Below are 18,545 nucleotides of genomic sequence, written 5' to 3'. Positions count from 1 at the left end.
GGAGCCATGACGTCACTCCACCCCGCCCCCGAGGACATCGAGGCCGCCCTCCACCCCGCCCCCGAGGACATCGAGGCCGCCCTCCACCGCGAACGCGCCTACCACGACACCTGCCGCGCCGCCCTCGCCGCCATGGTCGACGGCGCCGCCGAACAGGTCGTCATCGGCGAGGACGTCTCCGCCTCCGGCGCCGACGCCGAGGTCCTCGGCTACCAGCTGCGCAGCCAGGCCAAGGCGCTGCGCGAACTGCCCCGGGGCCCGCTCTTCTTCGGCCGGCTGGACTTCGCCGCGACCGACCCCGAGCACGGCGGGCAGAACTACCACGTGGGCCGGCTGCGGATCACCGAGCACCCGGCCGCCCCACCCCTCGTCGTCGACTGGCGGGCCCCCGTCTCCCGCGCCTTCTACCAGGCCGGCGCGCGCGATCCGCAGGGCGTCGAGGTCCGCCGCCGGTTCGGCTGGGCGCCGGGCAGCCAGGGCGAGGCCGCCGACCTCACCGGGTTCGAGGACGAGTACCTCGGCCGGGGCGAGACGCAGGTCAGCGACATCGTGGCGCGGGAGATCGAGCGGCCCCGGGTCGGCCCGATGCGGGACATCGTCGCCACCATCCAGCCCGAGCAGGACGACCTGGTGCGCGGCGACCTCACCGCCTCCGTGTGCGTCCAGGGCGCTCCGGGCACCGGCAAGACCGCCGTCGGCCTGCACCGCGCCGCCTACCTGCTCTACACCCACGCCAAGCGCGTCCAGCGCTCCGGCCTGCTGATCCTCGGCCCCAACCGCACCTTCCTCGCCTACATCGCCGAGGTGCTGCCCGCCCTCGGCGAGAGCGGGGTGCGCCAGGCCACCCTCCAGGACGAGATCGCCCGCCACCCGGCCACCGGCACCGACCCCACCCCCACGGCCGCGCTCAAGCACGACCCCCGTATGGCCGAGGTGCTGCGCCGGGCGCTGTACGCGCGGGTGTCGGCCGAGGGGGTGACCGACCTGGCCGTACGGGACGGCTCCTACTGGCTGCGGGTCACCGCCGGGCAGCTGGTCGGCGTAGTCCACGAGGTGCGCGCGGAGGAGCCGCCGTACGCGATCGGGCGCGAGCGGGTCCGCGCCCGGGTGGTACGCCTGCTGCTGGAGCAGGTGGAGCGGCGCTCGGGGCCGCCGCCGAACGCCTGGCTGCGCCAGGTCGAGCGGATGCGGCCGCTCACCGCCCGGCTCGACGCGGTGTGGCCGAAGGTCCGGCCCGAGGAGGTCCTCGCCGGGCTGCTGACCGACGGCGAGGCGCTGGCGGCGGCCGCCGCCGGGCTGCTGGACCCCGACGAGCAGGCGGCACTGCTGTGGCCGCGCCCGCCGCGCTCGTACAAGTCCGCCCGCTGGTCGGCCGCCGACCTGGTTCTCCTGGACGAGCTGGCGGGGCTGATCGAGCACCCCGAGGGGTACGGCCACATCGTCGTGGACGAGGCGCAGGACCTCTCGCCGATGGAGTGCCGGGCGATCGCCCGCCGGGCCGCCTTCGGCTCGCTGACCGTCCTCGGCGACCTGGCCCAGGGCACCACCCCGTGGGCGGCCCGCGACTGGGACGTCCAGCTGCGTCACCTCGGCAAGCCGGACGCCGTCGTGGTGCCGCTGACCACCGGGTTCCGGGTGCCCGCCGCCGTCGTCGAGCTGGCCAACCGGCTGCTGGACCGGCTGGACGTGGCCGTGCCCGCCGCACGGTCGCTGCGCGCGGACGGCGAGTTGACCCTCCGGCCGACCGACGACGTGCCCGGCACGACCGTGACGGCCGTACGCGAGGCCCTTGCCCACGCGGGATCTGTCGGTGTCGTCGCGGCGGACACGGACGTGACCGGCCTGTGCGCCGCGCTCACCGAGGCCGGCATCGACGCGGCCGGACCCGACGAACTCGGCGCCCGGGTGACCGTGGTGCCCGCGAGCCTGGTCAAGGGCCTGGAGTACGACCACGTCGTCGCCGTCGAACCGGCCGCCGTCACCGAGGCGGAGGAGCGCGGCGCACACCGGCTGTACGTCGTGCTCACGCGGGCGGTGTCCCGGCTCGACGTCGTACACGCGCGGCCGCTGCCGTTCTAGCGCCCCGCCTGTTGGCGCACTAGCCGCCCAGTGCGGGCACCAACTGCTCCTCCTCGTAAGCCAGATGCGCCTCCAGCGCGGCCGTCAGCCGGTCCACCTCGGCGCGGGCCGCGGCCGGGTCGGGATGCTCGCCGGAGACCGCGCGGCGCAACTGCTCCACGAGGTCCGCGATGTGCACGTGCTCCTGCTCCAGCCGCTCCAGGGTGGGCGCGAGGTGCGGATGGCGGTCGGCGAGGAACGGGAACAGGGCCGTGTCCTCGCCGGTGTGGTGGTTGTGCAGCCCCGCGCACAGGGTGAGGCAGTTGACGCGGAGCTGGGCGCCGAGCAGGGTGCCTTCGCCCGCGGCCATCTCCTTCCGGATCAGGTCGAGTTCACGCCGGAACATGTCGTGGACGAGCCGCATCGCCTCGCCGGGCGAGTCCGCGGCGATGTTCGGCGGTCCGCCCTGTGCGATCTCGTACAGCGCGACGACGGGTATCACCCGGTCACCCGCCTTCTCCTGGTACGCCTGCCAGCCCGGCTCGGCCTCCACCGCCCGCGCGAAGGCCCGGTCGCGCTCCTCGCCGGTGAGCACCTCGGCACGGGCCCGATAGGTGAACACCCCGCTCTCGACGGTCGCTTCGGGGTGGGCGAGCAGGTTGCGGTACCAGCCGGGGTGCCGGGGCGAGCCCCCGGCCGAGGCGATGACGAGAATCCGCTCGCCGCCGTCGGCGAGGTAGCCGACCGGGGTGGTGTGTGGGGTGCCGGTGCGGGCACCGGTGGTGGTGAGCAGGATGAGCCGGGCGCCTTCGAAGTAGCCGCTCATGCGGCCGTGGTGGGCGCGGAACTCATCGATGATGTTCTGGTTGAAAGGGTTGGGCACTCGGATTTCCTTCTCTGCGGCTGATGAACTGGTCTCAGTGCGCAGAGAAAGCGGCGGGCTCCTGGCCCGCGCGGACCTCACTCAGAGGCCGGGCACCCAACTCGCTCACGGCACAAGGCCGACCCGGCAGTCATGTCAGGGACGCTACCGTCCCTGACATGACTGACGCCACCGAGTTCCAGGACATCCCCACCACGACCCTGGCCGATCTGCTCGGCCGTGACCAGGTCATGGACATCGGCATACGGTCGCTGTGGGCCCCGGTGCCGCGGATCGCCGGACCGGCGTTCACCGTGAGCTGCCCGCCCGGCGACAACCTGATGCTGCACGCCGCGATTCACCGCGCCGAGCCCGGCTCGGTGATCGTCGTGGAGTCCGGGGACCTGGACTGGGCGCTGGCCGGCGGAAACGTCTGCGCGGTGGCCCGGCGGCGCGGGGTCGCGGCCTTCGTCGCCGACGGTCTGATCCGCGACCTCGCCGAGGTGCGCGAGCTGGGCTTCCCGGTCTTCGCCCGGGGCGTGATCCCGATCCCGGGTGCCAAGCAGGCCGTGCGGCCGCTGAACGAGCCCGTGCGCTGCGGGGGCGTACGGATCGAGGCCGGGGACGTGGTCGTGGCCGACGAGGAGGGCGTGGTCGCCGTACCGGCCGCCCGCCGGGCGGAGATCCTTCAGGCCGCGCGGGCCAAGCTGGCCAAGGAGGCGGCGGAGAGCCTGGACGACTGGGAGAAGGCGCACCGCGCCCGGATCGACGCCCTTCTCGCAGAGCGGGGCTTCGAGGGCTGATCCTGTCGGTGATGCTGCTCTTCCTCGACGTCGACGGTCCGCTCATCCCGTTCGGGGCGGCGGGCCGCGCCTACCCGGTGTACGAGAGCGGCCGGTCCCTGCCGCCGGACGCCGCCGGGCATCCGCTGCTGAGCCGTGTCGACCCCGCGCTCGGCGGCCGGCTCGCGGGGCTGGGCTGCGAGCTGGTGTGGGCCACGACCTGGATGGACGACGCCAACACCTGCCTGGCCCCCTGGCTGGGCCTGCCCCCGCTGCCGGTCGTGGAGTGGCCCGACGAGGACGAGCCACCGGACCTGCTGCACTGGAAGACCCGCCCCCTGGTCGCCTGGGCGGCCGGCCGCCCCTTCGTCTGGATCGACGACGAACTCACCGAGGCCGACCGCTCCTGGGTCGCCGTCCATCACCCCGGTCCGGCCCTCCTCCACCGCGTCGACCACCGCTACGGCCTGACGGAGGCCGACTTCGAGGCGGTACGGAAGTGGCTCGGCAGCAGCTGAAGGTCCATCAGTGGTTCTGGCTCGGCTCGGCAGTGCCGCCTGAGAGCGTTTCAGGTTTCGTGAGCAGGACCTCGCGGGCCTGCTCCGCGGCACGGATCATGGTTTCGCCGATGAAGTCGACGAAGCGGGCGATGTTCTCCAGGCGGGTGGCGGCCGGGGTGTCGGGGCCGAGGATGGCGACGCCCTGCCGTGCGGTCTCGGCGAGTTGGGCGTTGGAGCGGGCGGCGGCGAGCGTCCCCTGGTACCAGAGTTCGTTGTCGACGACGTAGCGGTCCCGGCGGCGTTCGTCGCGTACCCGGCGCAGGAGGTCCTGGCCTTCGAGGAACGTGACCGCTTTGGAGATGGAAGCCGGGCTCACCTGGAGGCGCTGGGCGAGTTCGGCCGCGGTGAGGCTGCCTGCGTCGCTGGTGTAGAGGCAGGTCAGGACCCGGGACATCATCTTGGGCAGGCCTTGCTGCATGAGGAGGGTGGTGAATGCCTCCTCGTACTCGCGTACCGCTTCGGGATCGCGTCCGTGGGTCTGCGGGGGCGTCGTCGAGTCCCGGGGCGCGGCCTGCCTGCGGCGGTGGGCGCGGCGTTCGGTGGCGCGGTGGGCGAGGTCGGCGCGGTAGGCGGTGGGGCCGCCGTTGCGCATCACCTCGCGCGTGACGGTCGAGGTGGGGCGGTCGAGGCGGCGGGCGATCTCCGCGTAGGCGAGGCCGTCGGCCAGTCCCAGCGCGATCTGCTGGCGTTCCGACTGAGTGAGTCTGCCTCCCGGCATCGCGGTCTCCTTCGCGGACTTTCCTTGTTCCTTGCGTCTCCAGCATAGCGTTCACTCCAAATCCATTGCAACGGAGGCGGTGAGAGTTGTTGCGTTAGATTCAAAGTCGTTGCAACGATTTCTCGGCTTTGACCTGCAGAGATGGCGGGCGTGCGCAATGAAAGTGTTGCTAGATCTATGAATGCAACGTAGCTTTTCCGTTGTCGGAAACAATGAGTCGAAGGAGAGCACGATGCAGAAGTTCATCACCGCCGCCCCGGTCCTGGCCGTCCTCGACATCCCCGCGGGACGCATCCAGCTCATCGCCGCCGACCGGGCCGACACCACGGTCGAGGTCCTCCCGGAGAACGCCGCCAAGAGCCGCGACGTGAAGGCGGCGGAGGAGATCGAGGTCTCCTACGACGACGGCGTCCTGCGGATCGAGGCCCCCAACGCCAAGAACCGGATCCTCGGACACTCCGGATCCGTCGAGGTCACCGTCCAGCTGCCGGCCGGCTCCCGTGTCGAGGCGAAGGCGGCCCTCGCCGAACTCCGGGGCGTCGGACGGCTCGGCGACGTCGCCTTCGAGGGCGCCCAGGCCACGGTCAAGCTCGACGAGACCGACGGTGCGCGCCTCACCCTGCAGGCGGGCGACATCTCGGTCGGTCGCCTGGGCGGCCCCGCGGAGATCAGCACCCAGAAGGGCGACCTGCGCATCATCGAGGCCGTGCGCGGCACGGTCACCCTGCGCACCGAGCACGGCGGGATCGAGGTCGGCGCCGCCCGCGGGGTCTCCGCCTCCCTGGACGCCGGCACCTCTTACGGCCGGATCCACAACGCGCTCAAGAACACCGACGGCGCCGCCGCCGGCCTGAACATCCACGCGACCACCAACTACGGCGACATCACCGCCCGCAGCCTGTAGAACGCCAGCCACTAATGAGTGTCCCGGGCTCCAACTCCGCTGTTAGCGTGAGCCCGTGCCGGAAACAGACAGGGTGCGCCGTCGCTGAGAGCGACGGCGCACAACCCCAGTTCTCGCCGTCGCTCCTGACCCCTTGGCCAGGAGCGCCTTCGTGGCGCTCGGATCTCCCTGTTCCGGAGCGCACTTCATGTTCCCCTTGTCTGTTCGTCAGCGTCGGCGTGTCCTCATGGCCGACCTCGTCTCCACGGCCGTGTTCCCCCTCGCCATCACCGGGGCGACGGCCGCTGTCCCCGATGTGACGGCCCAACTGCCGGGTGGCGCAGCCCTGGGTCCGTGGCTCGTCCTCGCCTACAACGGGCTCTTCGCCGCGGCCCTGTTGCTGGCGGGAGCAGCGGCGGATCGCAGCGCCCGCACCCGCTTCTTCGCCGTCGGCAACCTCGTCGTCGCGGCCACCGGGCTCCTCTCCGCCCTCGCTCCCGACCTGCCGTCCCTGGTGGCACTGCGCGCGGTCGGCGGCGTCGGGGCGGCGATGTGTGCCGCCGGCGGATCGTCGATGGTCCTGGCCGTGTACCCGCCCGAGGAACGGCGTCGGGTGTACGGCTGTGCGGGCGCCGTGCTGGGCAGCAGCCTGGCGTTGGGGCCGGTCGTCGCCCAGGCCCTCATGGCCGTCGGAGGCTGGCGGCTCGTCTTCGTCGTGCCGGGCGCTGTCGCCGCCGTCGCGGCCCTGGCCACGCTCGGACTGCCGGGCCTGCGCGACCCCGAGCCGAACGAGAGCTTCGACCGGGCCGGTGCCGTCCTGTTCGGGGTGACCGTCGCCGCCGCGGTGACCGCGCTCGGGCTGGGCTTCGGGTCCGGCGTCCCGTGGTGGGGGCCGGCCCTGCTCGTCCTCGTCGCGGCGGCCTGCGCCACCGGACTCGTCCGCGTGGAACGGCGCGCCTGCGATCCCGCGATACCCGTGGACCTGCTGCGGATCCCCGCCTATCGCGCGTACGCCGTGGCGACGGGCGCCTTCATGGGGATGCTCGTGGTGGGACTGACCGTGCTCCCCCGGCTCGGCTCCGCCCAGGGCATGGGCCGGGGCGAGGCAGCGGTCATGCTCAGTCTGCTGACCGTGCCGTCGACGGTCCTTCCGCTGCTCGCCGCGCGGCTCGCGCGCCGACTGGCCCGGTCGCTGGTGACCACCGCCCTGTTCGCCTGCACGGTCACCGCGGTCGTCCTCCAGGCGACCGACCGTCCCGCGGTTCTTCTCGTCGCGGCCGCAGTGGTCGGTCTGTGCCTCGGGCTGACCGAGGGCGTCCCGGACGGGCAGGCACTCAGGTACGTGCCTGCCCGGCGCGGAGGGGCCGGCGCCGCGCTGTTCAGCACGACGCGGATGAGCCTGGAGACCCTCACCCTGGCGGCAGCCAATGGGGTGATGGCGGCTCTCGGCCCCGCGTCCGGCATGGCGGTCGCCGGAGCCGTGTGCCTGACCGCCGCCCTCGTCGTCCGCAAGTCCGTCCCCTCGCGAGGCGACGGTGCCTCGGTCAGCGCAGAGTCAGCGGGGTCTCGGACTCGACGCGGGTCAGCTTCTCCGGGTTGCGCACGTAGTAGAGGCCGGTGATACGGGCGTCCTCCACGCGGATCGCCATGACACCGTCGATCTCGCCGTCCAGCCGGAGGACGAGTGCCGGGCTGCCGTTGACCACCGTGAGCTCAGTGGTGATCGTGGCCGTGTGCTTGCCGGCGCCGCCGACGATGAAGCGGGCCACCTTGTCCGCGCCGACGATCGGTCGCACCGCGGCCTGCTTGATGCCGCCGCCGTCGCTCATCAGGACGACCTCGGGGGCGAGCACGTCGAGGAAACCTTGCAGGTCCCCGGTGTCGAGCGCGCGGCGGAACGACTCCAGAGCCGCCCGGGTCCGGCTCGCGGAGACCACCTCGCGCGGGCGGCGGGCGTCGACGTGCCGGCGGGCGCGGTGCGCGATCTGGCGGACGGCTGCGGGGCTCTTGTCGACGGCGGCCGCGATCTCGTCGTAGCCGACGTCGAAGACCTCGCGCAGCACGAACACGGCGCGTTCCGTCGGCGACAGGGTCTCCAGGACGAGCATCAGCGCCATCGACACGCTCTCGGCCAGCTCGACGTCCTGGGCCACGTCGGGCGCGGTGAGCAGCGGCTCGGGCAACCAGGGGCCGACGTACGCCTCCTTGCGGCGCGACATGGTGCGCAGCCGGTTGAGCGACAGCCGGGTCGTGATCCGGACCAGGTAGGCGCGCTGGTCGCGCACCTGCTCCAGGTCGACCCCGACCCAGCGCAGCCAGGTCTCCTGGAGGACGTCCTCCGCGTCGGCCGCCGATCCGAGCATCTCGTAGGCGACGGTGAAGAGCAGGTTGCGGTGGGCGGCGAAAGCCTCGGTCGCCGGGTCCGTGGTGTGGTCGCTCATGTCTCGATCCCCCTCCTTCGCGGCCGGCCCTGGCCGCCGGCGGCTTCCAAGCGTGCACGACGACAAGGTCGCCCCGTCGGCTGTCGATCCGGACCGGCCGCGGAACGCCGGGCTAGGCCGTCTGTTCGGCGACGGCCGGAGCCTCGCCGCGCCTGGCCTGCAGCAGCTGCCGGCGCTCGGCATCCTTGCTCCACCACGTGCGCACCCCGGGCTTGCGCGCCTCGTACGCCAGCTGCCACACGGTGCTCCAGCACACGAGCTGCTTGAGCCTCGCGCCCGCGCGCCCGCTGACTTGGAGCCGTATCGCGGTGTCGTTCCGGCGGGAGAACTGGAAGACGCCGGCGCGACGCCCCAGGCTGATGCACTGGCCGGCGAAGCCCACGTCGACGGACCTGGGCTGCTCGCCCGCGATCCGGCTGAGCACGGTCTCGGCGGCCTGCGGGCCCAGCTGGACCGCGGACTGGCAGCCCATCCGGAACGGCAGGTCCGACGGCGCCGCCGAGTCCCCGGCCGCGACGATGCGTACGTCGTCCACGCTCGTCAGGGTCTCGTCGGTGCGCAGTCGGCCCAGCGCGTCGGTGCTCAGCCCGCTGCGCGCGGCCAGGTCCGGCACGCCGAATCCGGCGGTCCAGATGGTCACCTCGCTCGGCACCGCGCGGCCGTCGGCGAGTCGTACGGCGTCGCGTGTCACGACCGTCACCTCGCTGTCGGGGCCTTCGAGCACGGTCACACCGAGTGCGGCCAGCCCCTTGGCGACCACGCGCCGGCCCCGCGGGTGCAGGTAGGGGCCGAGCGCTCCGCCGCAGACCAGGGTCACCCGGCGGCCCCGCTCCGCCAGTTCGGCGGCTGTCTCGATGCCGCCCGGACCGGCTCCGACCACGGTCACCGAAGCCGCCTCGGACGCGGCGTCGAGGACCGGCCGCAGCCGCTGCACCTCCTCCAGGCTCGCGATGGGGTAGGCGAACTCGGCCGCTCCGGGCACGCGCGGATCGGCGCTGCCGCTGCCCACGGCGTAGACCAGGTAGTCGTAGCCGACCGTGCCGCCGGTCGCCAGCGTCACGCGGCGCCCGACCGCGTCGATCCCTGTCACGGTGTCGACCACCAGCCGGACGCCCTCGGCCAGGACCTTGCTGTAGTCGACGACCGCGTCGTGGGACCCGCCCACCCGCTGGTGCAGGCGGATCCGCTCGACGAAGGACGGGCGCGGGTTGACCAGGGTGACGGTCACGTCGGCGCGCTGCGTCAGGCGGTTGGCCGCCATGACTCCGGCGTAACCGCCGCCGATCACGAGCACTTCGGTGTTCTCGGGCATGGCCTCTTCCTCACGTTCCGGGAGTTCGACCTCAAGACACCGCGGGTCGGATCGCCGTGACAGGGTGTGATCCAGTTCACTTCACGGGAGGGGTGCGGCCCTCCCGTGCTGTCCCGTCTCGCTGAAGGTGAACCATTCTGAGGCACTGACCAGCAGTGGTTCATCTTGAGCGAGACGCGGTGCGGTCCGGCGTCTCAGTCATTCTGAGGTCTGTGAGCGCTGCGATGTCTCGCGCTCGGCGACGAACTCATCAAGCAGCTCGAACAGAACCTTGATCGCGCGCTGTTCATCCTCAGGTGGAAGGTTCCAGATGTTGTCCCATCCCTTCGGGAGGGCGATGTGGAGGACCTGGCCGGGCCAGGCATGGTTGCAGTCGCGTCCGCGCCGGGCGACGAGCCAGTCGTGCCAGCCGGTGAGCCCGTGCCCACCGTGTCGGAGAGCATGCTGGTCATAGCCGGTCAGGAACGCGGTCAGCAGGTGAAAGGACGTCTTGCCGACGAACATGCCGGGACGTTGGCCCACGCTGGCGAAGTATTCGCGTTCAGTCATCTCCGAGAGTGGCTTCATGCGTCCGCACTCTCATCGTCGCCGGCACTGTCGTCCGGGGCTGGACGAAGCCTGCGGCGGGCCGCGTCCAGACGTTCGGCATAGTCCGCGGCAAAGATCCCCGGTAGCGACTTGTCGAGCGTTCCCGCAATGCGGTGAAGGGGCGCCCAGACCGCCGCATCGTCGACGAGACGACTGAGGTCTGTCATCTGCACCTGCTCCAGCCAGTCCGACAGAACCAGCGCCTCATCCGGGGTGAGTCGGATGATGATCTCCGGATTCTCCACCGCTCGAACATAGTCCGTCGCCCATGCGTTGTCAGAGGTGCCTGACAGAGTGCCGCCGTGGACATTGATTCCTTCTGGGAGCTCATCGAGGAGTGCCGACGACAGGCGCGTGGCCCGGACGAACGGCTCGCTTGGCTCCGTGGCGAACTGTTGCGAAGGTCGCTGGCTGAGGTTGTGCAGTTCCAGGTGCGCTTGGACGAGGTGACACACGAAGCGTTCACGTGGGATCTGTGGGCAGCAGCGGACCGGGTATTGGGTGGTTGGTGTTCGGACGACGGGTTCTGCTACTTCGGCCTGTGGATGGTGGGACTCGGCCGGGAGGCATTCTCCCGGGCAGTGGTCGATCCTGATGCACTGGCCGATGCTCTGGAAGTCCAGCGCCTGGTGGGCCGCCCGCGGGAAATGTGGAACGACGACTGGCCCGGGTGGGAGTCTCTCGACTATGTCGCGATGGAGGCATACGGGATCCTGACCAGCGACGACGATGATTGTGGCGACGAGTTTTATGAGGCCGTCGAGGCCGCTGAACAGCATGGTGAACTCGCTAGGCCCGGGCCGCTCGGTGACCGGTGGGATGTGCGACGCGAGGACGAGGCAGCACGCAAGTTGCCGAGACTCAGCGCGATGTTTCCCCTGCGGTCGCTCACTTGAGAACGCCGGGGCGCGGTCCCTTGTGGAGCCGCCTCGATCGCATGCGCGATGACGCGGAGCTGGTGGATGAACCAGGGCGGGCAAGCCGGGGGTGCGCTTGCCGAGCCGTCGGTCACGTTCCCTAGCCGGCTTCTGGTGCGGCGTAGGAGAACTTGTACCCGGTGAAGTCGGCGGCGTGGACGTATCCGATGCGCTGGTAGAGGGCGTTGCTGGTGGGGTTGGCCGGGTCCGCGAACAGGACGACGTCCGTGGCGCCCGCGGTCAGCGCGGCCCGGCTCACCTCGACCGTCACGGCGCCTGCGTAGCCGCGACCCCGGAGGTGGGCCGGGGTGTAGACGGGGTCCACCCGGATCATGCCGCCGACGATCGAGGTCACGGCCGCCATGGAGACGGTGGTGCCGTCCGGGATCTCCCAAAACGTGAAGTGTCTGTCGCCGAAGCGCGAGTCGGCCCAGGAGCCGGAGTCGATCAGGTCGATAGAGGGCTGCTCCCCGACTTCGACGCAGAACTCACGGCACCAGCGCACGACTTGCTCACGGTCCTTATAGCCCGTGATGCGACCCTGGCCCTCTGGGCGCGGCTGCGGTGGGGTGAGCGCGCCGAGACGGTAAAGATGCGTCCGCCAGAAAGGTACCGGCGCGGCGCCAGTGTGCTGCTGCCATGACTCGGCGAAAGCACTGGCGGTGTCGTGGTCCGCGATGACGTTGGAGGGGGAGCGGCCGACGCCGGCCAGGTGCGCAGCGAGCGTGTCGGTCTGCTCGATAGAGAGGGGGGTGAGGCCCAGGCGGCCGCGCGGAGTGAGATAGAAGATCGCGCGGACCTTGCCTTCTGACTCCAGTCGGCCGAAGACGGTGGCTTCGGCGTCGTGTTCGGCCGCGCTGCCTATGCGCAGTTTCTCGATGTCCGTCAGCGGCGTGTTGTGCAGGGCAGGCCGCGAGCGCAGGAAGTCTCCGGCTCGGGCGAGGAAGTCGTCGACGTCGTTGGTGAGTTGCCAGTCATCCGGGCGCATGCTTCATGATCCCGGATGGAGTCGACTCGGCGGGAACACTTGCCCAGAGAAGTGAGGCCCCTCTCCGTGTGGCGCTTCACCGTGCGTGAGACGGGGTGCCCCGTAGGAGTCTGCGCATGATGAGCGGAGGCCACCACTCTGGGGTGCCTGGTGCGGCGGAAGCGATCCGCATCAGTTGACGATCCTGTTCGTCCATCCGTTCATTGATTCTCTCCGCGACCAGCGTGGCTTCGCGTCTGAACCATGGGATGGCGGTCGTCCTCAGTTGTCGTTCCGGTGACAACCGCCGCTCGAACTCTCGGTGAAAGAGCTGAACATCGCGGGGACTGCCGAGAGCTCGGTGGCGCCAGACCGGAGATGTGTAGAGCCCCAGGACTTCGACGAGGTCTGGCAGGAGAGCGGCCTCGCGCTTTGCGTAACTTCGATGAGCGATGGGCTCGTCGGGAGCGATGAGGTCGAGAAGGCGTTCGGTCCTGTTGACGGCATATCCGTGCTTGGCCAGCTCACGCCAGAAGTCGACGCATTCCTGGTAGGCAGCGAGAACCCTTCGGGCTGTCCGCCGCCGAAAGAGCCGATGGAGTCTCCGCTGCGCGTGGATGATCTCAGGGGCCCGGTTGAGGCTGAACTGACCGTCGATGGGGCCGGCGAAGTTGGCCATGTAGTGCCCGTGATGGGTGCCCGTCCATCGGCGGTGTTTGACACAGAGGTGATGGTGTCCACTGATCACCCAGATTTCGACCTTCCAGTCGTCCCGTCCGGTGCGGGCCGCAACGCACGGATGGCAGGCCCAGCTGCGGGCGAGACCTTCGTACTGCTCGTGGGGCCAGGGGCCTGGAGCGGCCAGCTCAGGCAATTTCCGCATCAGCAGAGGAGGGGCCTGCCCGCTGCGCGTAGCCAGGAGTTCCACGTCGTGCAGGGGCGATTCTGCTGTGTAGAAGCGGCGGAGTACGCGTTCGGGCGGAATCCTGTTGAGCAGGGCGAGCCGTGCAATGTAGGACCGCAGGGTCTCGTTCGGGAAGGGGACGGTGGTGAGGGGGAGCGGCCAGACTGGTCCGTAGAGATCCGCGGAGGGGGTCATGCCGATGTCCGGTAGGCGCTCTCACTGGCGTGGTCGACGTGAATGGTGTGTAGCTGGCGGCGGGTGATCCGCTCACTGCCGTCGAGGATTGCCGAGATGGCGGCGGCCCGGATCAGGTGAGAGAGGCTGCCGATCATGCCGCCGGTGCGTTGGTGGAGGTAGGCGTGCAGCTTGGCCAGGGTTCCTGGAGTGTGGTGATGCAGGCGGAGGGTGTCCTCCATGGTCGCCACCAGCCCTTCCCATTCGGCTCCGGGCGGGAAGGGGCCGGTGTGCAGGAGTGTGCAGCGGCCAGCGATCTGGCCGCCCCGGATTCCGGTGAATAGCCCGGAATGCTCGACGTCGATGCCCGCATAGACAAATGTGGCGGGCAGGTGCTCGGTGAAGTACTTCAGGTGGTCGGACAACTCCTCACCCGCGATGGTGGCGAGGTTCATCAGGTGGATCTCGTCGACCAGGACGAGATCGGTGCGGGCCTCGGTGAGTACTTGACAGACGGAGCTGGTGATGTCGGCGGTGTTGTGCCTGGGGGAAATGGTCGGGAGCTTGAGGAATCGGGCGAACTCCAGCGCGAGCTTGCGGGCCGAACCCTTGGGCGGGGCCGTCACATAGACCACCGGGATGCGCCGGCTGTCTCCGTAACGCTGCCGGATGCGAAGCTCGTGTAGTCGGCCGAGTTGCCGCAGCGCGGTGGTCTTCCCGGTGGTGCGCTCCCCGGAGATGATCAGGCCGCGTCGGGCGCCGTGCTCGCGCCGGTTCAGCAAGGTCAAAAGGCGTCCTTGGTGGGCGACTTCTTTGACGGTGGCCGTGCGCACGACCTGGAGTTCGGAGTGGTAATCGATGCGAGCCTCGTCGTAGTCGGCACGCGCTTCGTCGTCCATAGCCTCCCACTGCTTGGGCGGGGCGAGATCGAAGATTGCGGGGTCCTTCTCGACGAAGCGGCGCCAGCCGCTCAGGGAAGTGGGCGGTTCGATCCGTTCGTCGTCGCCCGCCGGCGGTTCGGGTTCGCCGGGGGTCTTCACCACCATCGTTTTGCCTCCTCACGGGCGTCGAAGATGCCCAGCGGCACCACCTTGGCCACCTCCTCGTTCTCCTCGGCTGCTTCGGGATCCGGGTCTGGTTCGGGCGGGAGTGCCCGGTTGGTCGACGGCGGTTCGGGACGGGGCCAGGTAGGGGTGCTGGTGGCACGGGTGCGGGCGGCGACCTTGCGGTCGCGCCGATCGACCGCCCGGCGCCTTCCCTTGCTCTGAACTGTGGACTGCTCGGCTCCGCCTTCGGGACCGCCGGCGGCGCGGTCCAGCAGATTAGCGGCGGCCTGTGCGATTTCCTCCTCGTGCGGTCGGCGTCGTTCGCGTTCGGTCAGTACCTGGTGGGCTCGGTCGAAGACCAGCTCGCCCATCGGGACTGGAGAAGTGCGCAGGTGGCGCCAGGTCGCGGTGATCCACCCTTGGCTGCGGTGGTTGCGTACCCAGACGCAGGAGATGTCGTAGGGGTCGTAGTGGACTTCCCATCTCTTGCCGTCCGGCCCTGCCCCCGAGGGCTGTCTCCGATAGGGGCTGAGTTCGTGGGCGTCGTAGGTGCGGTTGTTGATCCGCACCCCGCTGAGGCCGATGACGCGCCATTCGCGCGGCATGAGCTGGATGTACTCCTCCTGGCTGAGCGCGACTGGGACGTATCCGGCCGCCGACACCAGTGCGGCGTACTTCTCGTTCGGACTGAGCGGACGGCGCGGCATCAGAGGGTCGCGCAGTCCGTCATGGGGCCTGGTCTGCCAGATGGCGACGGCCCATTCCTGCAAGAGTTCTTGGAGTTCGTGGATGGACCAGGCTGCCTGCGCGGCCGGGTCTTTGCCGCGCATTTCCGCGCTGCGGCCGGTGTAGCCGGCCACGTACTGGGCGAACATCGTCGCCACCGAGCCCAGCGTCCGCTCGACGTGTGGTTTGTCGGTCGGGGTGTCCGGGTGCGCGGGCTGGAACGAAATCCCCAGGTGGCGGCAGGCGTTGCGGAAGTTGTCCGAGATGTATGCCTTGCCGTGGTCGCTGACCACCGTCTCCGGGACGATCACTGGTTTCGCGGCGGCCTGGGCCAGCCGCTCGTCCAGCGGCAGAAGCGAAGCGTAGGGCAGCACCGAGCGCGACATGCGCAGGGCGTCCGACCAGCCCGGCCGCATCGGTTCAGGTGTCATCGCGCGCTAGCAGGAGCGCAGCGTCCACTGCCTTCGTCGACGGCCGCAGCAACACCGCCGCCAGCGTCCTGGTCGCCAGGTCGACCAGCCCGGTCAGCTCGCAGCGGTCCACCGTCCCGTCATCGTGAACGACCATCACGTCCAGCGGCGTGGAGTCGATCTCCATCACCTCACCCGGCCGGGCCGCGGTCAACTGCCCGAACATCCGCTTCGGTTGCTTGCCCGCCGACCGGCGCGTGCGAGCCGATCCCAACAAGTACCGCCCCGTGGAAACCGCCTCCAGCAGCCGGTAGAACGTCGCCCTGGAGGGCATCGGGACCTCACCGGCGCCGTGCTCGTCCGCCAGGAGGCGCTCGACCTGGCGCCGCAGCACCTGCGCGGACACCGTCGCCTCGTTGGTGCGGCTGTTCACGACCTGCTCGATCGCGGCCACCACCCGCGGATCGGCCCGGCCCGTGCCTGTGGCCGGCTTGCGCTGCCGCCCGTCCACCAAACCCGCCACCCCCTCACGCTCGAAGCGGGACCGCATCCGGCGCATTGTGCTCAGCCCCACTTGCTCACCGGCCTGGCGCAGTTCGGCGAGCTTTGCCAGCTCCCTCTGACGCACCGAGTGCACCTCCGGGTCGTACTCGGTCCTCACGGGGGTGTGCGGATCACCGTCCGGGCGGCCCGTCATCAGCTCGGTCAGATGCCGTTGCCACCAGCGGGCCCGCTCCGCCACTTCCTCCGGCAGCCCGTCCAGCACCCCCTCCTCCGGCAGCGGTGGACGGGCCGGGCCGGTGCTGAGTACGGCGAAGCCCTCCGAGGCCAGCAGGTGTCCAAGCAGCACGACGCTCGCCGCCTGCGCGTCGTCGACCAGGCGGACCGATGTGCCGTGCAGGGCGGCGACGGTGTGCTCACGCCTGTCGTAGCGGACCCGGTCACCCAGCGACAGCAGCCTCGGGCGCGTCGGCATCCCAGCCCACCTCCCTCACGACAGGGGGCGCCAGTCGCACCAGTGACGCCGCTGACAAGCGCTCTGTCCGCAGTTCCGCCGCCAACTCGTGTCGCCAGAGCAGGTGGTAGAGCACAGGCAGCACCGTGAGCGGGTCCCCGACCGCCCGAGCCCCCGCCAGCAGCCCCAGCGGCTCACTGAACACCGCCAGCAGAGCGTCGGCCACCGGCTCCCGCCGAACCCTGGGATGCCGGTAGCCCGACAGCCACCGCAGATTCGCCACCAACACCGGATCGAGCACTCCGACCCGTTCATAGCCCCAGCCGACCCGGGCGCAGGCCACGGCCGTGGCCGCGAACTTCGCCGCGTCCTCCGGCTCGATCCGCTCGTCCGGGCGCACGTCCAGCACGACGGCAGTACCGTCCCGGCGGCGTACGAAGTAGTCCGGCGTGTGCCGGGTCCGCCGGCCCCGGCCGCCGAACCGCCAGGACAGTCGGAATGGCTGCGAGACCACCGCCACCACATCCGGGTCGGCATCCAGCCGCATCAGATGCCCGAGTTCCACCCACGACTCGTAACCCACAAGGTCAGCGCAGGTCGCGGCCCAGTACCAGCCCGCGAAGTTGCGCTGCCCCCGGTACGACGGGAACGCACGTACCTGCCCGGCTGTCTCGAACCGGGCCCGCCACATCACCTCAAGCGGCCCACCATGCGACTCGCCCTGGGCGTCGACGTGCTCCAGCCAGAAGTCCTCCGCCTCCACCAGGCACCCCCACTCGGCGCTGACCAGGTGGGACGACCGTAGGCAGCAGGACGCAGCGGTGGGTCAGAAAGAGCGAGACAGATCAGCAGATGGCCAAGGTTGACTGAGACGCGCGACCAGATGGTTCAGATAGACCGAGACTGGCTCACCTTCAGCGAGAAGCGTCACGTGCGGCGACCGGGTGAAGTCCGGGCGTGGCGTGGCGCACTATTGCAAGCAGGTGCTTGCAATAGTTAGCGCGACTGGTGCAAGGTGGGGGTATGGCATCGCTCAACGTCGGCAATCTCGGTGAGTACCTGCGCGAGCAGCGGCGCAACGCCCAGCTCTCGCTGCGGCAGCTCGCCGACGCCGCCGGGGTGTCCAATCCGTACCTGAGCCAGATCGAGCGCGGGCTGCGCAAGCCCAGCGCGGAGGTGCTCCAGCAGGTCGCCAAGGCGCTGCGCATCTCCGCCGAGACGCTGTACGTCCGCGCCGGCATCCTCGACGCCGAACGGGACCGGGACGACGTGGAGACCCGCGCCGTCATCCTCGCCGATCCCTCGCTCAACGAGCGGCAGAAGCAGGTGCTGCTCCAGATCTACGAGTCCTTCCGCAAGGAGAACGGATTCGGGGTCGGCGAATCGGTGGAGGACCTCGGTGAAGGGGCGGCGGATGAAGTGCCCAGCGACACCGATGACCCGAGCGACACCGCCGTACGCGGCACCCGCACGGCCGGCGGCAGTGATGCCGGTCCGCGGCGGACGGCCGGATAGAGCCGGACCAGGGCGTCCGGCCGCCACACCGCGGACCACACCAACCCTCAGCCGAACGCGAATCCGGGAGGACCATCACCATGGCCATCACCGACGACCTGCGCAAGACCCTCAGCGACCCGACCCCGCTCTACTTCGCCGCCGGCACCGCCGACCTCGCCCTCCAGCAGGCCAAGAAGGTGCCCGGCCTGGTCGAGCAGCTGCGTGCCGAGGCCCCGGCCCGGATCGACGCCGTGCGCAACACCGACCCGAAGGCCGTGCAGGAGAAGGCCGCCGCCCGGGCCAAGGAGGCGCAGGCGACCCTGCAGACCAAGGTCAACGAGTTCATCGGCACCCTCGACGGCGACCTCAAGAAGTTCGGAGAGAGTGCCCAGGACCTCGCCCTGCGCGGTGTCGGCGTCGCCGCCGAGTACGCCGTCAAGGCCCGCGAGACCTACGAGCGGGTCGCCGAGCACGGCGAGCAGGCCGTGAAGAGCTGGCGTGGCGAGGCCGCCGAGGAGATCGAGGAGCTGGCCATCGCCGTCGAGGGCAAGCCCGAGCCGGCCGTGGCCGAGGAGGAGCCGAAGCCGGCCGAGGCCAAGACCGAGCCCGCTGCGGCGAAGAAGCCCGCGGCCCGGAAGACCCCGGCCCCCCGCAAGGCCGCCCCCGCGAAGAAGACGACCCCGCCGGCGAAGTGAGCGTGACCGACGAGGCGTGAACGGGCCGGGCACCATTGGGGTGTCCGGCC

20 protein-coding genes are annotated in these 18,545 nt (G+C 70.5%); 8 read left to right on the top strand and 12 right to left on the bottom strand.

Annotated elements, in window-relative coordinates; translation table 11 throughout:
* The first annotated feature begins 6 nt into the window (after positions 1 to 6).
* A complete protein-coding gene (locus ACFY3C_RS31805; RefSeq protein ID WP_390773224.1) occupies positions 7 to 2,079 on the top strand; it encodes a HelD family protein in 2,073 nt (690 codons plus the stop codon).
* A gap of 19 nt (positions 2,080 to 2,098) precedes the next feature.
* Here ACFY3C_RS31805 and ACFY3C_RS31800 read toward each other — a convergent pair whose 3' ends face one another.
* Entirely contained in the window at positions 2,099 to 2,941 is an 843-nt protein-coding gene (locus ACFY3C_RS31800) for a nitroreductase/quinone reductase family protein (protein WP_390773223.1), read from the bottom strand.
* Positions 2,942 to 3,099: 158 nt separating this feature from the next.
* Here ACFY3C_RS31800 and ACFY3C_RS31795 point away from each other — a divergent pair, with 158 nt between their 5' ends.
* Positions 3,100 to 3,723: an RraA family protein gene (locus ACFY3C_RS31795; protein WP_390773222.1), complete on the top strand. Its 624-nt coding sequence runs from the start codon at positions 3,100 to 3,102 to the stop codon at positions 3,721 to 3,723.
* Between the two features lie 11 nt (positions 3,724 to 3,734).
* Positions 3,735 to 4,220 (top strand): HAD domain-containing protein, encoded by a 486-nt coding sequence (locus ACFY3C_RS31790; RefSeq protein ID WP_390773221.1) that lies wholly within the window; start codon positions 3,735 to 3,737, stop codon positions 4,218 to 4,220.
* A gap of 7 nt (positions 4,221 to 4,227) precedes the next feature.
* Here ACFY3C_RS31790 and ACFY3C_RS31785 read toward each other — a convergent pair whose 3' ends face one another.
* Positions 4,228 to 4,980: a helix-turn-helix domain-containing protein gene (locus ACFY3C_RS31785; protein WP_390773220.1), complete on the bottom strand. Its 753-nt coding sequence runs from the start codon at positions 4,978 to 4,980 to the stop codon at positions 4,228 to 4,230.
* Between the two features lie 232 nt (positions 4,981 to 5,212).
* Here ACFY3C_RS31785 and ACFY3C_RS31780 point away from each other — a divergent pair, with 232 nt between their 5' ends.
* Complete coding sequence (locus ACFY3C_RS31780) at positions 5,213 to 5,884, top strand: DUF4097 family beta strand repeat-containing protein (RefSeq protein WP_390773219.1); 672 nt, start codon at positions 5,213 to 5,215, stop codon at positions 5,882 to 5,884.
* A 226-nt stretch (positions 5,885 to 6,110) separates the two neighbouring features.
* Positions 6,111 to 7,484 carry an MFS transporter gene (locus ACFY3C_RS31775; protein ID WP_390773218.1) on the top strand — a complete coding sequence of 458 codons (1,374 nt, stop codon included), beginning with the start codon at positions 6,111 to 6,113 and terminating at the stop codon, positions 7,482 to 7,484.
* Here ACFY3C_RS31775 and ACFY3C_RS31770 read toward each other — a convergent pair.
* From ACFY3C_RS31770 to ACFY3C_RS31755, 4 genes are all read right to left on the bottom strand, one after another.
* Positions 7,408 to 8,304, bottom strand: a complete 897-nt coding sequence (locus tag ACFY3C_RS31770; RefSeq protein ID WP_390773217.1) for an RNA polymerase sigma-70 factor — start codon at positions 8,302 to 8,304, stop codon at positions 7,408 to 7,410. The two genes, ACFY3C_RS31775 and ACFY3C_RS31770, sit on opposite strands and share 77 nt — an antisense overlap.
* A gap of 112 nt (positions 8,305 to 8,416) precedes the next feature.
* Positions 8,417 to 9,616: an NAD(P)/FAD-dependent oxidoreductase gene (locus tag ACFY3C_RS31765; RefSeq protein WP_390773216.1), complete on the bottom strand. Its 1,200-nt coding sequence runs from the start codon at positions 9,614 to 9,616 to the stop codon at positions 8,417 to 8,419.
* 198 nt (positions 9,617 to 9,814) lie between these two features.
* Entirely contained in the window at positions 9,815 to 10,165 is a 351-nt protein-coding gene (locus ACFY3C_RS31760; RefSeq protein ID WP_390773215.1) for a hypothetical protein, read from the bottom strand.
* Positions 10,166 to 10,179: 14 nt separating this feature from the next.
* Positions 10,180 to 10,449 carry a hypothetical protein gene (locus ACFY3C_RS31755; RefSeq protein ID WP_390773214.1) on the bottom strand — a complete coding sequence of 90 codons (270 nt, stop codon included), beginning with the start codon at positions 10,447 to 10,449 and terminating at the stop codon, positions 10,180 to 10,182.
* A gap of 57 nt (positions 10,450 to 10,506) precedes the next feature.
* Here ACFY3C_RS31755 and ACFY3C_RS31750 point away from each other — a divergent pair, with 57 nt between their 5' ends.
* The gene (locus ACFY3C_RS31750) at positions 10,507 to 11,100 is read left to right on the top strand and encodes a DUF4240 domain-containing protein (RefSeq protein ID WP_390773213.1); all 594 of its coding nucleotides are present in this window, start codon (positions 10,507 to 10,509) and stop codon (positions 11,098 to 11,100) included.
* Between the two features lie 121 nt (positions 11,101 to 11,221).
* On the opposite strand, the gene ACFY3C_RS31745 is transcribed toward ACFY3C_RS31750, so the two are convergent.
* The 6 genes from ACFY3C_RS31745 to ACFY3C_RS31720 form a co-directional block, all read right to left on the bottom strand.
* A complete protein-coding gene (locus tag ACFY3C_RS31745) occupies positions 11,222 to 12,109 on the bottom strand; it encodes a GNAT family N-acetyltransferase (protein WP_390773212.1) in 888 nt (295 codons plus the stop codon).
* A 76-nt stretch (positions 12,110 to 12,185) separates the two neighbouring features.
* A complete protein-coding gene (locus ACFY3C_RS31740) occupies positions 12,186 to 13,187 on the bottom strand; it encodes a hypothetical protein (RefSeq protein ID WP_390773211.1) in 1,002 nt (333 codons plus the stop codon).
* Positions 13,184 to 14,212: a TniB family NTP-binding protein gene (locus ACFY3C_RS31735; RefSeq protein ID WP_390773210.1), complete on the bottom strand. Its 1,029-nt coding sequence runs from the start codon at positions 14,210 to 14,212 to the stop codon at positions 13,184 to 13,186. The genes ACFY3C_RS31740 and ACFY3C_RS31735 overlap by 4 nt, the downstream gene beginning before the upstream one ends.
* Positions 14,203 to 15,369, bottom strand: coding sequence for a Mu transposase C-terminal domain-containing protein (locus ACFY3C_RS31730; RefSeq protein WP_390773209.1), 1,167 nt, complete (start codon positions 15,367 to 15,369; stop codon positions 14,203 to 14,205). The genes ACFY3C_RS31735 and ACFY3C_RS31730 overlap by 10 nt, the downstream gene beginning before the upstream one ends.
* Positions 15,359 to 16,324 carry a hypothetical protein gene (locus ACFY3C_RS31725; protein WP_390773208.1) on the bottom strand — a complete coding sequence of 322 codons (966 nt, stop codon included), beginning with the start codon at positions 16,322 to 16,324 and terminating at the stop codon, positions 15,359 to 15,361. The genes ACFY3C_RS31730 and ACFY3C_RS31725 overlap by 11 nt, the downstream gene beginning before the upstream one ends.
* The gene (locus ACFY3C_RS31720) at positions 16,290 to 17,066 is read right to left on the bottom strand and encodes a TnsA-like heteromeric transposase endonuclease subunit (RefSeq protein ID WP_390773207.1); all 777 of its coding nucleotides are present in this window, start codon (positions 17,064 to 17,066) and stop codon (positions 16,290 to 16,292) included. Before ACFY3C_RS31720 ends, ACFY3C_RS31725 begins: the two co-directional genes overlap by 35 nt.
* Before the next feature lie 260 nt (positions 17,067 to 17,326).
* Between ACFY3C_RS31720 and ACFY3C_RS31715 the strand changes: the two genes are divergently transcribed.
* Both ACFY3C_RS31715 and ACFY3C_RS31710 read left to right on the top strand, forming a co-directional pair.
* Complete coding sequence (locus ACFY3C_RS31715; RefSeq protein ID WP_390773206.1) at positions 17,327 to 17,818, top strand: helix-turn-helix domain-containing protein; 492 nt, start codon at positions 17,327 to 17,329, stop codon at positions 17,816 to 17,818.
* Positions 17,819 to 17,898: 80 nt separating this feature from the next.
* Positions 17,899 to 18,495, top strand: a complete 597-nt coding sequence (locus ACFY3C_RS31710) for a hypothetical protein (protein ID WP_386573727.1) — start codon at positions 17,899 to 17,901, stop codon at positions 18,493 to 18,495.
* Positions 18,496 to 18,545 lie beyond the last annotated feature (50 nt).

It is taken from the genome of Streptomyces sp. NPDC001410, assembly GCF_042895235.1.
GTDB lineage: Bacteria > Actinomycetota > Actinomycetes > Streptomycetales > Streptomycetaceae > Streptomyces.
Note: the sequence above shows the minus strand (reverse complement) of the source record. Positions and strands in the feature narration are given on the sequence as shown.

Excerpts from the sequence above, each read along its gene's own strand:
- ACFY3C_RS31710 (WP_386573727.1), top strand. The coding sequence starts at position 17,899 with ATGGCCATCACCGACGACCTGCGCAAGACCCTCAGCGACCCGACCCCG.
- ACFY3C_RS31795 (WP_390773222.1), top strand. The coding sequence starts at position 3,100 with ATGACTGACGCCACCGAGTTCCAGGACATCCCCACCACGACCCTGGCC.
- ACFY3C_RS31780 (WP_390773219.1), top strand. The coding sequence starts at position 5,213 with ATGCAGAAGTTCATCACCGCCGCCCCGGTCCTGGCCGTCCTCGACATC.
- ACFY3C_RS31805 (WP_390773224.1), top strand. The coding sequence starts at position 7 with ATGACGTCACTCCACCCCGCCCCCGAGGACATCGAGGCCGCCCTCCAC.
- ACFY3C_RS31735 (WP_390773210.1), bottom strand. The coding sequence starts at position 14,212 with ATGGTGGTGAAGACCCCCGGCGAACCCGAACCGCCGGCGGGCGACGAC.
- ACFY3C_RS31740 (WP_390773211.1), bottom strand. The coding sequence starts at position 13,187 with ATGACCCCCTCCGCGGATCTCTACGGACCAGTCTGGCCGCTCCCCCTC.
- ACFY3C_RS31760 (WP_390773215.1), bottom strand. The coding sequence starts at position 10,165 with ATGACTGAACGCGAATACTTCGCCAGCGTGGGCCAACGTCCCGGCATG.
- ACFY3C_RS31715 (WP_390773206.1), top strand. The coding sequence starts at position 17,327 with ATGGCATCGCTCAACGTCGGCAATCTCGGTGAGTACCTGCGCGAGCAG.
- ACFY3C_RS31770 (WP_390773217.1), bottom strand. The coding sequence starts at position 8,304 with ATGAGCGACCACACCACGGACCCGGCGACCGAGGCTTTCGCCGCCCAC.
- ACFY3C_RS31725 (WP_390773208.1), bottom strand. The coding sequence starts at position 16,324 with ATGCCGACGCGCCCGAGGCTGCTGTCGCTGGGTGACCGGGTCCGCTAC.
- ACFY3C_RS31745 (WP_390773212.1), bottom strand. The coding sequence starts at position 12,109 with ATGCGCCCGGATGACTGGCAACTCACCAACGACGTCGACGACTTCCTC.
- ACFY3C_RS31785 (WP_390773220.1), bottom strand. The coding sequence starts at position 4,980 with ATGCCGGGAGGCAGACTCACTCAGTCGGAACGCCAGCAGATCGCGCTG.
- ACFY3C_RS31730 (WP_390773209.1), bottom strand. The coding sequence starts at position 15,369 with ATGACACCTGAACCGATGCGGCCGGGCTGGTCGGACGCCCTGCGCATG.
- ACFY3C_RS31775 (WP_390773218.1), top strand. The coding sequence starts at position 6,111 with ATGGCCGACCTCGTCTCCACGGCCGTGTTCCCCCTCGCCATCACCGGG.
- ACFY3C_RS31765 (WP_390773216.1), bottom strand. The coding sequence starts at position 9,616 with ATGCCCGAGAACACCGAAGTGCTCGTGATCGGCGGCGGTTACGCCGGA.
- ACFY3C_RS31790 (WP_390773221.1), top strand. The coding sequence starts at position 3,735 with ATGCTGCTCTTCCTCGACGTCGACGGTCCGCTCATCCCGTTCGGGGCG.